Below are 14,456 nucleotides of genomic sequence, written 5' to 3'. Positions count from 1 at the left end.
TATGAGTCATACATTCTTACTTGAAGTAGGGCTAGAAGAGATCCCTGCACATGTCGTAACTCCGAGTGTTCAGCAATTAAAAGAGCGTGTTAGCTCCTTCTTAGAGGAACAACGCCTTGACTTTAAAGAAATAGTGACTTTTTCCACTCCCCGAAGACTGGCTGTTAAAGTCACAGGTGTCGCGGATAAGCAAAGTGATATCGAAGAAGAAGCTAAGGGCCCGGCTAAAAAGATAGCACTCGATAAGGATGGTAACTGGTCTAAAGCTGCAATTGGTTTTTCACGTGGGCAAGGAATGAAGCCTGAAGATATTTTCTTTAAAGAACTTAAGGGAACTGAATATGCTTATGTCAAAAAATATATTGCAGGTCAAACGGCGGCTGAAATTTTGACCGGTATCAAACAAGTTTTAACTGCAATGGTTTTCCCAACGATGATGCGCTGGGGGAGTAATGATTTCAAATATGTTCGGCCTATTCGCTGGTTAGTAGCACTTTTAGATAAAGAAGTAATCCCATTCAGTATCTTAAATATTAAAACAGATCGGCTAACTCAAGGACACCGTTTCTTGGGGACTGAAGTCGCTTTAGCTGACGCAGCCGATTATCCGCAGGCATTAATTGCTCAACATGTTATTGCAGACGCTGTTCAGCGCAAACAATTGATTGAAGAACAGATAAAGACATTGGCAGCAAAAAATAAGTGGCACATAGTAGTTGATGCCTCATTACTGGAAGAGGTAAATAACTTAGTTGAATTTCCAACAGTTTTCAGTGGTAGTTTTGCCGATAAATATCTTGATATCCCTGATGAGGTCTTGATAACTTCAATGAAGGATCATCAACGTTTCTTTTATGTTTTAGACCAAGCAGGCAAACTGTTACCGTATTTTGTATCAGTTCGCAATGGGGATAGCGAACATTTAGAGAAAGTCGTTGCTGGGAATGAGAAAGTTTTGACTGCCAGACTTGAAGATGCGGCCTTCTTCTATCACGAAGATCAACAAAAAACGATTGCAGATTATGTTGAACGTCTGAAAAAAGTTATGTTTCATGACAAGATCGGTACAACATATGAGAAACTGCAGCGAGTCCAAGCTTTGTGTCAGTTGTTAGCGGCTAGTTTAGATAAAAAAGATACCCTGACAACAGCGGAAAATGAAGAACTGCAGCGAGCAGCTGCAATTTATAAATTTGACCTTGTTACAGGGATGGTCGGTGAGTTCTCCGAACTTCAAGGTGTTATGGGAGAAAGATATGCGTTGTTAATGGGAGAAAAGCCAGAAGTTGCGACAGCTATTCGAGAACACTATTTACCTAATTCAGCAGAAGGTGTATTACCGGAGACTAAAATTGGTGCATTACTTGCTATTGCGGATAAAATTGATAGTATCAGTGCCTTTTTCTCTGCTGGAATGGTTCCAACGGGATCGAATGATCCATATGCATTGAGAAGACAAGCGTCAGGTATTGTTAGAATTGCACTTGCTCGCGGTTGGGACCTCTCAGCTGTGTCTTTGCAAGAAATGATTATGTGTAATTATCAGAATGTTTCTGGATTATATGCCAACATCAAGCCAGTAAAAAATGTTGAGAAAATGACTGACTTTATCATTGAGCGTCTCCGGAAATTACTCAGTGGTCAGCAATTTGATTTTGATATTATTGAAACAGTTTCAGGTGTTGCAGCTAACTCCTTTATTAAAATGTATCAAGCTGCAGAGATTTTAAAAGAACATCAAGGTGAAACTGATTTTAAGGCTAATATCGAGGCACTTACACGTGTTTTACGTTTGGCAGAAAAATTACCAGCGAAGGAAATAGGGACGGTTAAAACAGACCTATTTGAAAATAAAGCAGAAAAAGATTTATTTACGGCTGTTTCACAAATCGAGAGTAAGGCAGCTAACCTTTCTGGTGAAGAACTTTACGCTGCCTTGGGATCATTACGTCCATTGATCAATAGCTATTTTGATGAAACTATGATAATGGTTGAAGATGAGAAGGTGCGGCTGAATCGTCTGAGACAGTTGCAAAAAATTGCAGCGTTAACGTATAGATTTGGTGCATTAAACAAATTAAATGTTAAGTAAAATAGTAACTTTTAATTAAACTACTAAAATTTAAGCTGATAGTAGTTGGGGCTTATTGATACTAGTGAAATACTAGTTAACAATAAAGCCTTTTTTTAATTGTAGGGTAGTAATGCTTAAATAAAAAATTAATTAGTTGCTTTTTTAAATACCGTATTGTATCATTAATACGATTGTAATTTTTTCTAAAAAGAATATGAATAAGCTGTTAAATCAAGTTTTAGCGCAAAACATTAAATGTAGTATAGTGCTTTGATATGAGTATTAAAAGGTTAATGGAGAATCTCAGTTTATAGAATACAATTTATACAGAATAAATAGGGGGACTAGATCGAAATTTAATTTTTGACCCAGTCTCTTTATAAACGCAACTGTTATTACCAAAATGAGGTGAGGTAATGTGAGTCGACGGATTCCCGAAGAAGTTATCGAAACTATCCGCTCAAGTGTCAATATCGTTGATATTGTAGGGCAATATGTTCAGTTGCGTAAGTCAGGAAAGAATTATTTTGGGCTTTGTCCCTTTCATGAAGAAAAAACACCATCATTTTCAGTTACTGAAGAAAAACAGATTTTCCATTGCTTTTCGTGTCACCGTGGTGGCAATGTTTTTAAGTTTATTATGGAAATTGAAAATCTTTCCTTTCCGGATGCTGTGCTTCGTGTCGCTGAATTGGGAAATATTAAATTAGCGCAGAAAGTTACACAAAACTTGAATAACAATGGTACAGCTGAGTCGTCTGAAACAACTAAGTTAAAGAAGATGTATGGTGATGCTGCCCAGTTATTTAATCATATTCTTGTAAATACAGCCATGGGAGAAAAAGCATTAACATATCTGCATGAACGTGGCCTGAATGATGCAATGATTAAAGAATTTAATCTAGGTTACGCACCCACAGAAGAACTTTTGGCGGCTTTTTTTAAAGAAAAGGGTCTTGAACAACAGCTGTTACGTAAATCCGGCCTTTTTGTAGAATTACAAGATGGTTCCTTGAAAGAACGCTTTTATAACCGGGTTCTTTTTCCAATTCGTGATCCGCAAGGAAAAACGATTGCATTTTCTGGACGGCTTTTAGTTAAAGATAATAAGCAGCCGAAATATTTAAATAGTCCGGAAACTAAGATCTTTAATAAACGTAAAGTTCTTTTTAACTTTGATAAAGCTAAAAGTGAGATTCGTCATCAAAAGTCAGCTCTTTTATTTGAAGGTTTTATGGATGTTCTGGCAGCATACCGTGCTGGTGTTAAAAATGGACTGGCTTCAATGGGAACGAGCTTGACTAATGAACAGATCTATTTACTTGAAAGAGTAACTGATCATTTAGATATTTGTTACGATGGGGACGATCCGGGACAGCATGCGACGGCACGTGCGCTAACACTCTTAGAACCGTTGACTAAAATGCAACTGGGTGTTTTGCCGATCCCTGAGAGGATGGATCCAGACGAATATGTCAAAAAGTATGGCGAAGAAAAATTTGCTGAACTTGCACAGAATGCACCCGAAACAGTCACGGCTTTTTATATGCGCTATTATGAACAAGATCGTAATCTGGCGAATGAAGCTGATCAACTAGCGTATTTGGCTGATGTCTTGCAACAATTAGCTAAAGTTAAGGCTCCAGTTGAAAGAGATATTTACCTTAATCAATTGGCTAAACGTTTTGGGATTGAAAAAACAAATCTTGAGGCGCAGTTACAGACATACCTGAGAAAGTACACGGCTCAGAATAAAACGCAGACTAAGCAACCAGAAGTACTGCATAAAGAACCAATAGTTAAGACTAAAGTTGAGCAACGCCATCTTGATCGAGTTGAAAAGGCTGAACGGTTACTGTTGTATCGTCTACTGCATGACCATAGTACTTGGTTAAAAGTTAAAGAGCTGGAGGACTTTTCGTTTGTTCATGACATGTATCAAACAATCTATATAATAGCGGAAGGGTATTTTAAAGTTTATAATAAATATGAGACAGCTCGCTTTCTTGATTACCTTGAAGACGATGGATTACGACAGTTAGTAATTGAAATAGCACTTAGTGTCTACGCCGAGGGTACAAATGAAGAGGAAATCAATGATTGTCTAAATCTAATTATGAGACAGTCTCCGCTTGAAAGTAAGATAAATAATATTAAGAAACAGCTTTCAGATGCTAAACGAATGAATAATAGTCAACTTGTAACGGATTTAACCATTAAACTAATTGCTTTACTGCGTCAGCAACAAGAAGAAAAGTCAACATCATTATAAGGAGGACCTCCCATGGCAGAAAAGAAAAAGAATAATGCATTGAATGAGGTAGGATACACCAAAACTTTACGTGAACTTATTAGAAGTTATAAACCAAAAAAACAAATTAATTATGATGATTTGACAAAAAAATTAGTAATACCGTTTAGTTTAGATGCTAAACAAATAGAAACGATGATTCAAAAGGTTGAGGATGCTGGCATTTCAGTTGTGGATGAAAAGGGAGAACCAAGCGAACATAGTCTGAAAGCTGCTTCAAATGAAGCTGAGAAGGCGACTAAAGATCGTGATGTTTCTGCACCTGCAGGTGTTAAGATTAATGATCCAGTCAGGATGTACCTTAAAGAAATCGGACGGGTGAATTTACTAACGGCTGATGAAGAAGTTGCCTTGGCTTTGAGGATCGAAGAAGGCGACGATGAGGCTAAGCAACGGCTAGCAGAAGCTAACTTACGGCTAGTAGTTTCAATTGCAAAACGCTACGTAGGTCGCGGAATGTCATTTCTTGATTTGATTCAAGAAGGAAACATGGGTCTAATGAAGGCCGTTGAAAAATTTGATTATCGTAAGGGCTTTAAATTCTCGACCTATGCAACGTGGTGGATCAGACAAGCAATTACTCGTGCGATCGCTGACCAAGCAAGAACGATTAGGATTCCGGTGCATATGGTTGAAACGATTAATAAGCTGATTAGAATTCAACGTCAAATGCTGCAAGACTTGGGTAGAGAACCTATGCCAGAAGAGATTGGCGCGGAAATGGATATGCCAACCGATAAAGTACGTGAGATTTTGAAAATCGCTCAAGAACCGGTATCACTTGAAACACCTATCGGAGAAGAAGATGATTCACACTTAGGAGACTTTATTGAAGATCACGATGCAACTAGTCCAGCTGACCATGCTGCGTATGAATTACTTAAGGAGCAACTTGAGAGTGTGCTTGATACTTTAACTGACCGTGAAGAAAATGTTTTACGTTTACGCTTTGGGCTTGATGATGGTCGGACAAGAACACTGGAAGAAGTCGGTAAAGTTTTTGGCGTAACGCGTGAACGTATTCGTCAAATTGAGGCGAAGGCTTTACGTAAATTAAGACATCCATCACGTTCAAAACAATTGAAGGATTTCTTAGAATAAATCATAAAACCTAAGATCTACTAGGATAATTTTTTCGACGATAAATTACTTGCTTTTCGAGTTTGATAAGAGTATTCTAGCTGTAATAAGGAAAAGAGGGGAAAAAGATGGCTGCTTTTAAGATAAACTTTGTGGATAACTCATGCTGTTGTCGTATTTCGCGTTTTGACGTTGAAAATACGGCTATTTGGGTTTACTCATCTTATCGACCACGATTTAAGCTATAGTGGGAGTAGCTGTTTAATTTTCTAACGATTAGAGCGCGAATCTTAAAATGATTCGCGCTCTTTTTCTTTACGTAAAAAAGGGGGTAGATTGATAAATGATTTATCAAGGAGTTGAAGAATTGATAGGGGACACACCGTTAATACGGTTGAAAATAACGGCACCAAACAAAGTACGAATATTTGCAAAACTTGAGATGTTTAATCCTGGCGGAAGTATCAAGGATCGTTTGGGGAAATATATGTTACAACAGGCGCAAGTAAAGGGATTAATCAATCAAAAGACAACCATAATTGAACCCACTGCAGGGAATACAGGGATTGGGATCGCGTTGGCAGCAAGCCAGTTGGGTTTAAAAACGATTCTGGTTGTTCCAGAAAAATTCAGCCAAGAGAAACAGATTCTAATGAAAGCTTTAGGAGCAAGGCTAGTGCACACAGCTAGTGCTGATGGAATTAAAGGCGCAATAAAAAAGGCTCGCAGGTTAGAAACTGAAATCCCATACAGTTATGTTCCGATGCAATTTAATAATCGTGATAATCCTGCTGCTTACTATCACTCGCTTGCACCTGAAATAAAAAAAGAAATGCAGGCAAATGAGTTGTCTATTGATGGGTTCGCTGCTGGAGCTGGCAGCGGTGGAACTTTTGTGGGAGTAGCACGTTATTTGAAGGAAAACTTTCCGAAGATAAAAACGGCAGTTGTTGAACCGGAAGGATCTATCTTAAATGGCGGTCCTAGGCACGCACATCGAATTGAAGGAATAGGTGTAGAATTCATTCCTCCGTTTTTAGAGAAAAAAGATGTCGACCACATTTATACAATCAGTGATAGAAATGCTTTTATGCTAGTTAAAAAAATGGCACTTGAAGAGGGGCTGTTATTGGGGAGTTCCAGTGGAGCAGCTTTGGCTGCCAGTTTAAAATTAGCTGAAAAGTTAAAACCTAACAGTAATATTGTTACTATTTTTCCAGATAGCAGTGAGCGTTATTTAAGCCAGAATATTTATTCATAAAGGAGAAAAAATAAAATGAATTTTAATACAAAATTAATTCATGCGGGAGTTAGTCGAGATAATATTACAGGAGCAGTTAATGTGCCTATTTATCAGGCCTCAACGTATGCACAAACTAAATTAGGCGGTCACCCTGAATATGAATATTCAAGAACTGGCAATCCAACGAGACGAGCAGTTGAAGAATTAATTAAGGATTTGGAAGGTGGGACAGCTGGATTTGCATTTGCGTCTGGGTCAGCTGCAATTCATAATGTTTTTTCACTTTTTTCAACTGGTGATCATATTATTGTGGGGAATGATGTTTACGGTGGAACATTTCGATTAATCAACACGGTTTTAAAACGGCAAGGACTTAGCTTTACAGTTGTTGATACTCGTAACTTGGCCGAAGTTAAAGCGGCTATTAGACCAAATACTAAGGCAATTTATCTTGAGACCCCAACTAACCCTTTGATGCAAATTACTGACATTACGGCAATTACAGAGTTGGGAAAGGCAGAAAAACTACTAACAGTTGTAGATAATACATTTGCGACACCTTATATCCAACAGCCACTCAAGCTAGGCGCAGATATTGTATTGCATAGCGCATCAAAGTATTTAGGGGGGCATAGTGACTTAGTTGCAGGCTTAGTTGTTGTGAAGGGCCAACGACTGGGTGAAAGGATCGGTTATCTGCAGAATGCGATTGGAGGAATTTTGGGACCGCAAGATAGTTGGTTACTACAGCGTGGCATCAAGACTTTAGCAGTTAGAATGCAAGCACATGAAAAAAATACCCAAAAAATTTTTGAGTTTCTAAAAGAAAATAAGGATATTGCTAAGATTTATTATCCTGGTGATCCAATGGCAAAAGATTTTAAAATTGTTAAGAAGCAAATGAATGGTTTTGGAGGGATGATTTCCTTCGAGTTGAAAAAGGGCCTTTCGATTCAAAGGTTCATTGAAGGACTTCAAATCATTACTTTAGCAGAAAGCTTAGGTGCAGTTGAAAGCTTGATTGAAGTGCCCGCTGTTATGACGCATGGGGCCATTCCAGAAAAAATAAGGTTAAAAAACGGTATTTCAAATGAATTGATTAGATTATCAGTGGGAATTGAGCAAGTGGAGGATCTGCTTTCAGATCTGCGGCAGGCGTTAGCTAAGGCAAAATAAAGTAAACGCTAGGTGATAAAAATAACTCTCAACAATACTAAACCAAGTGTCTTTAATTTTAAATAGTTTATACGGAAGCAAGCTGAAGAAATTTGGCTTGCTTTGTCGTTCTTTCGCACATGAATGCAAGCATGTACAGTCAAATCTGATCTCAGCATATTAGCTGCTTTTTAGTATACTTTTTTAATGCCTTAACCTTTTCTTGTTTCTGCTAGTTAGTTATACTTAAAGGTGTTTAAATTAGTAAGGAGTTGTTATATCTTAATGGATGCAAAACATTTATCAGCCCGTTTATTAGCGGTAGCTAAATACGTTCCACTAGGCGCTCGGCTGGCGGATATTGGTTCTGACCATGCTTATCTACCTGCATACTTAGGACTGAATAACAAAATTAGTTATGCGGTTGCAGGCGAGGTAGTTGAGGGGCCTTACCTAAATGCTGTGCATGAAATAAAAAAAGAAGGTTTAGCAGACATAGTTAAAGTTCGTCTAGCAGACGGTTTGGCGGCGATTACTGCGAAAGATGAGATTGATGTGATTACGATCTGCGGTATGGGGGGGCCTTTGATCTATCAGATTTTGAATGCTGATCTCAGAAAATTAAAGCAGTATCCTAAATTAATCTTGCAGCCCAATGTCGGTGAGCAGCAAGTTAGAACATGGTTGACAGAGCATAACTATCAGATTACGACTGAAAAAATTATCGAAGAGGATCAGCACATTTATGAAATCATCGTAGCTGAAAGGCAAAAAAAAGTATCAGCTTTGACAGATGATGATTATTTATTTGGCCCTTTCTTGCGAAAAGAAAAAAGTCCGGTTTTTATTAAGAAATGGCAAAGAGAACAAGAAAAATTGAAACATGTTTTAGGTGAAATTAGTAAGGCGCGTCAAGTGCCTTATACGCAAAAAGCATTATTAGAAAACAAGATAAAAAAGATTGGTGGTGTGTTGAATGGTTAAAGTGCGTGATATTGTAAAACGTTTTATGGAATTTGCACCGGCTTTTATGGCTGAGGATGGAGATCCAATTGGGCTGCAGCTTGGCAGCCAGGAGTCTGAAGTTAACAAAGTAATGGTAACTTTAGATGTTCGACCTGAAGTTGTTCGAGAAGCTGTCCAAGCAGGAGTGGATTTTATCTTTGCCCACCATCCAGCAATGTTTCATCCAATTAAGCAATTTGATCTAGCTGATCCACAAAATAGAATGTATGCAGAATTATTAAAACACCATATCACTGTTTTCGCGGCACATACTAATTTGGATAATGCGAATGGTGGAATGAATGATTGGCTTGCTGAAAAGATGGGTCTTAGGCAAACAGCTATTTTAATGCCGGAAAGAGTTGAACCAATGTTTAAACTCGCAGTTTTTGTTCCACGAGAGGCAGCAGAGGGGATGCGTAGTGCTTTGGCTGCAGCTGGAGCTGGAAAAATTGGAAATTACGATGACTGCTCGTACTCATATGAAGGCTACGGGCGTTTTCGACCCAATGAACAAGCTGAGCCTGCTATTGGTGAAAGGGAAGAATTAACTACAGTGAGGGAAGAAAAGGTAGAAGTCCTTTTTCCAGCGCATCAAAAAGAACCAATCTTGAAGGCGATGTATGCGGCTCACCCTTATGAGGAGCCTGTTTTTGATTTATTTCAAACGGCAGGAATGGGGCAAAAATACGGAATGGGACGAATTGGAACGCTAGCTGAAACGCAAACAGTTAGACAATATGCTGAATTTTGCAAGGAAATCTTTAAAGTCTCAGCTTTACGGATGGTTGCAGCTGATCCTGATAAGAAGATTGATCGTGTTGCTGTTTTAGGTGGAAGTGGCGGTCAGTTTTACACAGCAGCGAAGCAACGTGGAGCACAATTATATGTCACGGGTGATATCTCTTACCATACAGGACATGATATTTTGGCAGCTGGATTGGCTGCACTTGATCCCGGTCATCATATCGAAAGTATTTGTAAAGAAAAATTGGCAACTTTATTTACAACTTGGAATAATGAGAATAATTGGAAATTAGAAATTATTGCATCAAAACTTAAAACTGATCCGTTTATCTTTGTTTAATTATAAATAAGGGAGTTCTTTGAATGACAAAATATCCAAATTTATTACCACGTTTTATTGATTATGTTAAGAAAGAAACACGTTCAGATGAAAAAGCAGTAACAGTTCCATCAACTGTAAGTCAGACGATTTTTGCTGAAGAATTAGTTGAAGAATTAAAAAGAATAGGCTTAAAAGACGTTCGTCGCTCATCTAAAAGTGGCTATGTCTTTGCTACTTTACCAGCAAATTTACCCCAAGGAGAAAAGGTTAAGGTCGTTGGCTTCATTGCACATATGGACACAGCCGACTTTAATGCTCAAAATATTAATCCACAGGTTATTAAAGAGTACGATGGTAAATCAGCAATCAAGTTAGGGACAAACGGCTATAAACTTAGTCCAGAAGAATTCCCTAATCTGAAGAATTATTCTGGACATGATCTAGTTACAACGGATGGAACGACACTTTTAGGTGCTGATGATAAAGCGGGAATTGCAGAAATCTTGACGGCAGTTGAATATCTAAGTGAGCATCCTGAAATAAAACATGGCGAGATCAAGGTTGGGATTGGACCTGATGAAGAGATTGGAACTGGAGCTGACCGTTTTGATGTTGCAGATTTTGGGGCGGATGTTGCCTACACTGTTGATGGTGGACCGTTAGGTGAACTTGAATATGAAACTTTTAATGCTGCACAGGCAAAAGTAGAATTGATCGGTAAAAATGTTCACCCAGCCACAGCTAAGGGTGTCATGATTAACGCACTCCAATTGGCTTTTGATTTTCAGGCACAATTACCGCAACGTGAGGTACCTGAAAAAACATCTGGTCGTCAAGGGTTCTTCCATCTTGTGGAATTAACCGGAACGGTTGATGAGGCAGAAATGACTTACATTATTCGTGACCATGATCGCCAGAAGTTTGAAGCACGTAAACGGCTTTTTAAGGAAATTGCTGCTGAAATGAATGCGGCCTTAGGAGCTGACCGTGTTAAACTCGAAGTGAAAGATCAATACTATAATATGCGTGAGGTAATTGAAAAAGATATGACGGTGGTTGAAATAGCTAAAAAAGCAATGCACAACCTCAAGATCAAGCCGGTTATTTACCCGGTCCGTGGTGGAACAGATGGTTCTAAAATTTCATTTATGGGGTTACCGACACCTAATTTATTTGCAGGTGGAGAAAATATGCACTCGCGGTTTGAATATGTTTCAGTGCAAGTGATGGAACAAGCTACAACAGTTCTTTTAGAAATTATCAAGGAAATTTCTCAAACAAAGTAGTTAACACGAACGTATGTTCATATTATAATATAGTTGGTCTATGTTGATCAAGAAGTATAAGGCGAAAGTTTGAGTGAGAGATTCCAGAAAATTTCTGTGAGCTACTTGCTTATTAGTTAGCGGTAAACTCAGGCTAATTAGATGATAGATGATAAAGGAGATAGTGATGATGCAGGAAGATAAATTAACGAGTGCAGTTCAAGCGGCATTGGCAGAAGCACAACAAATTGCTGTTACACGGCATCAGCAAGAAATAGATATTCCGCAGTTGTTTAAATTCTTATTACAGCCAGGTGAGTTTGGTGCTGAAATCTTTAAGCGTGCGGGGCTGGACACTGCTGAAGTGGAACGTGAAGTTGATCGGGAACTTGATCAACTTGCAGTTGTTGAAGGACAGGTGAATTACGGTCAGACTTTAAGTCAAAACCTTTTTCAACTGTTGCAAGAAGCGGATCAACTGCGTCAACAGCTAAAAGATGAGTATGTAGCGGTAGAAACACTGATTTTAGCACTTTTTAGATTAAAACATCATCCTTTGACTAGCTACTTAAAATCTAAGGAACTTACAGAAAAAAAGATGATGAAACTTATTGAAGATCTTCGTGGGGGTGAACACGTGACATCTAAAAATCAAGAAGAGCAATATAAAGCTTTGGAAAAATATGGAGTTGATTTGATTAAACAGGTCCGCAGTGGTAAGCAGGATCCGGTAATCGGTCGTGATGAAGAAATTCGGGATGTAGTGCGGATCCTTTCGCGTAAAACAAAGAACAATCCTGTTTTAATCGGCGAACCAGGAGTAGGGAAAACCGCGATTGTTGAAGGTTTAGCCCAACGAATCGTACGTAAAGATGTTCCAGATAACTTGAAGGATAGAACAATCTTTTCACTAGATATGGGGGCATTGATTGCAGGTGCGAAATACCGTGGTGAATTCGAAGAAAGACTAAAAGCAGTCTTGAAAGAAGTTACTAAGAGTGAAGGAAAGATAATTCTTTTTATTGATGAGATCCATAATATTGTCGGTGCAGGGAAAACTGAAGGCAGTATGGATGCAGGAAATCTTCTTAAACCAATGCTTGCACGTGGAGAGTTACATTTAATTGGGGCGACAACGCTGGATGAATACCGCGAGTATATGGAAAAAGATAAGGCGCTTGAACGACGTTTTCAGCGTGTGCTTGTCCAAGAACCTAGCGTTGAAGATACGATTTCGATTCTACGTGGGCTTAAAGAACGCTTTGAGATTCATCATGGTGTTAGAATCCATGATAATGCAATCGTGGCAGCCGCAACACTTTCTAACCGGTATATTACTGACCGCTTTTTACCGGATAAGGCAATTGATCTGATCGACGAAGCATGTGCTACGATCAGAGTTGAAATGAATTCGATGCCGACTGAACTTGATCAAGTTACCCGTCAACTGATGCGTCAAGAAGTTGAAGAAGCGGCCCTAAAAAAAGAGAGTGATCCAGCTTCTAAAAAACGCCTTGGTGAGTTACAAACTGAATTAGCTGAGTCACGTCAGAAAACTAATGCACTTAAAATGCGTTGGGAAAATGAGAAGGCGGATATCCAAAAATTGAGTTCTAAAAAGGCGGAACTTGATCAGGCAAAACATGATTTGGAGGAAGCAGAGAATAATTATGATTTAGAGAATGCTGCCAAGTTACAGCATGCAACTATACCGGCCTTAGAAAAAGAGCTCGTACAATTAGAGCATGCAGAACGACCGGATAACTGGTTAGTTGAGGAATCAGTTACTGAAAATGAAATCGCACAAGTTGTCAGTCGCTCAACTGGGATCCCTGTAGCTAAACTAGTCCAAGGTGAGCGGGAGAAACTATTAAATTTACCGGCAAGTTTGCATAAGCGCGTTATTGGACAAGATGAAGCAGTGGACGCAGTTGCAAATGCGGTTATCCGTGCACGGGCTGGGTTGCAAGATCCTAACCAACCGTTAGGGACGTTCTTATTTCTCGGACCGACTGGTGTTGGCAAAACTGAATTAGCTAAAGCTTTAGCTGAGAACCTTTTTGACTCTGAAAAACATATGGTTCGGATTGATATGAGTGAATATATGGAGAAACAGTCTGTATCTCGTTTAGTTGGGGCAGCACCAGGCTATATTGGATACGAAGAAGGCGGACAGCTGACAGAAGCAGTCAGACGTAATCCGTATACTATTATTTTATTGGATGAGGTCGAGAAGGCTCATCCGGATGTCTTTAATATTCTGCTGCAGGTTTTTGATGATGGGCGGTTAACGGATGGTCAAGGTCGAACAGTTGATTTTAAAAACACTATCATAATTATGACTTCTAATCTAGGATCGGGGATTTTATTAGATAACGTGGTAGAGAATGGCAAAATATTGCCAGAAACACGGTCGCAAGTTATGAAATTAGCACAGGCACATTTTAAACCAGAGTTTTTGAATCGGATTGATGATATCATTATGTTTGCACCGTTAAGTTTGAATGCGATAACTCAAATTGTTGATAAGTTTGTTAACCTACTGTCAGATCGTTTATCTGAGCAAGAAATCAAACTCGAGATCACTGCCGCAGCCAAAGAATGGATTGCTCATGAAGGGTATGATGCTGCTTACGGTGCACGACCGTTGCAACGCTTTATTACTAACTATGTAGAAACTCCGCTTGCTAAGCAGATTATCGCAGGCAAAGTGTTACCACACTCGGTAGTAACAATTGATCTTGGGAATCACCATGAGCTTGTTTTCAAAGCAGTGGAAAACCAGGCAGCTATTTAACCGGATTGGTAAAATTAGAAAATGTGTGGTATAAAGCGGTAAAATCGAAGTGTTACCTCGAATTTGCGAATGTAGTCAGTACTTCTTTGATATTTGTGAATAAACTACAATTTATTTACGGAGTGAAAAAGTTTTAGCATGAAAAACTCCCTTTCGATATCGTAGTTTTTTGGCTATCAGCCAAGACTCGAATTGAAAGGGAGTTTTTATTGTTATTTGGTTGTTTTGGGATCTTTTACAAAAAAGTCAAGTGCATTTATAGCGACAAAGCCGACAATCATTGCAGTTAAACCGCTAGTTAATGCAGAAAAACTGACTCCTGATAAAGCCGAACTGATGTAACCGATAACTTCACCGTAGACAAAACCCCAAAATAAAATGGTTAATTGTTTTGACATGTAGACAACACCTCACAATACAACCGTAGTTTAGCATATTTTGGGGGATTTTTGAATAT

10 protein-coding genes are annotated in these 14,456 nt (G+C 38.8%); 9 read left to right on the top strand and 1 reads right to left on the bottom strand.

The genetic code is table 11. The features are described from left to right. The first annotated feature begins 1 nt into the window (after nt 1). The 9 genes from glyS to clpB all read left to right on the top strand — a co-directional run bounded on the left by glyS (nt 2) and on the right by clpB (nt 13,999). A complete protein-coding gene (gene glyS / locus FC81_RS06470; RefSeq protein WP_057744530.1) occupies nt 2-2,092 on the top strand; it encodes a glycine--tRNA ligase subunit beta in 2,091 nt (696 codons plus the stop codon). 400 nt (nt 2,093-2,492) lie between these two features. After that, the gene (gene dnaG, locus FC81_RS06465) at nt 2,493-4,346 is read left to right on the top strand and encodes a DNA primase (protein WP_057744527.1); all 1,854 of its coding nucleotides are present in this window, start codon (nt 2,493-2,495) and stop codon (nt 4,344-4,346) included. A gap of 12 nt (nt 4,347-4,358) precedes the next feature. Further along, the gene (gene rpoD, locus FC81_RS06460; RefSeq protein WP_057744524.1) at nt 4,359-5,486 is read left to right on the top strand and encodes an RNA polymerase sigma factor RpoD; all 1,128 of its coding nucleotides are present in this window, start codon (nt 4,359-4,361) and stop codon (nt 5,484-5,486) included. Nucleotides 5,487-5,808: 322 nt separating this feature from the next. Then, entirely contained in the window at nt 5,809-6,726 is a 918-nt protein-coding gene (locus FC81_RS06455) for a PLP-dependent cysteine synthase family protein (RefSeq protein ID WP_057744521.1), read from the top strand. 15 nt (nt 6,727-6,741) lie between these two features. Continuing rightward, nucleotides 6,742-7,884 (top strand): trans-sulfuration enzyme family protein, encoded by a 1,143-nt coding sequence (locus FC81_RS06450; protein ID WP_057744518.1) that lies wholly within the window; start codon nt 6,742-6,744, stop codon nt 7,882-7,884. Nucleotides 7,885-8,148: 264 nt separating this feature from the next. Then, nucleotides 8,149-8,847 carry a tRNA (adenine(22)-N(1))-methyltransferase gene (locus tag FC81_RS06445; protein ID WP_057744516.1) on the top strand — a complete coding sequence of 233 codons (699 nt, stop codon included), beginning with the start codon at nt 8,149-8,151 and terminating at the stop codon, nt 8,845-8,847. Then, a complete protein-coding gene (locus tag FC81_RS06440) occupies nt 8,840-9,955 on the top strand; it encodes a Nif3-like dinuclear metal center hexameric protein (RefSeq protein WP_057744513.1) in 1,116 nt (371 codons plus the stop codon). The genes FC81_RS06445 and FC81_RS06440 overlap by 8 nt, the downstream gene beginning before the upstream one ends. A gap of 23 nt (nt 9,956-9,978) precedes the next feature. Next, nucleotides 9,979-11,223, top strand: a complete 1,245-nt coding sequence (gene pepT, locus FC81_RS06435) for a peptidase T (protein WP_057744510.1) — start codon at nt 9,979-9,981, stop codon at nt 11,221-11,223. Nucleotides 11,224-11,392: 169 nt separating this feature from the next. Then, nucleotides 11,393-13,999, top strand: a complete 2,607-nt coding sequence (gene clpB / locus FC81_RS06430) for an ATP-dependent chaperone ClpB (protein ID WP_057744506.1) — start codon at nt 11,393-11,395, stop codon at nt 13,997-13,999. Nucleotides 14,000-14,211: 212 nt separating this feature from the next. Here clpB and FC81_RS06425 read toward each other — a convergent pair whose 3' ends face one another. Beyond that, complete coding sequence (locus FC81_RS06425; protein WP_057744503.1) at nt 14,212-14,397, bottom strand: YjzD family protein; 186 nt, start codon at nt 14,395-14,397, stop codon at nt 14,212-14,214. Nucleotides 14,398-14,456: the final 59 nt, after the last annotated feature.

It is taken from the genome of Liquorilactobacillus capillatus DSM 19910 (assembly GCF_001434915.1).
Taxonomy (GTDB): domain Bacteria; phylum Bacillota; class Bacilli; order Lactobacillales; family Lactobacillaceae; genus Liquorilactobacillus; species Liquorilactobacillus capillatus.
The sequence above is the reverse complement of the archived record's forward strand: the minus strand, read 5'-3'. Positions and strand labels throughout refer to the sequence as shown.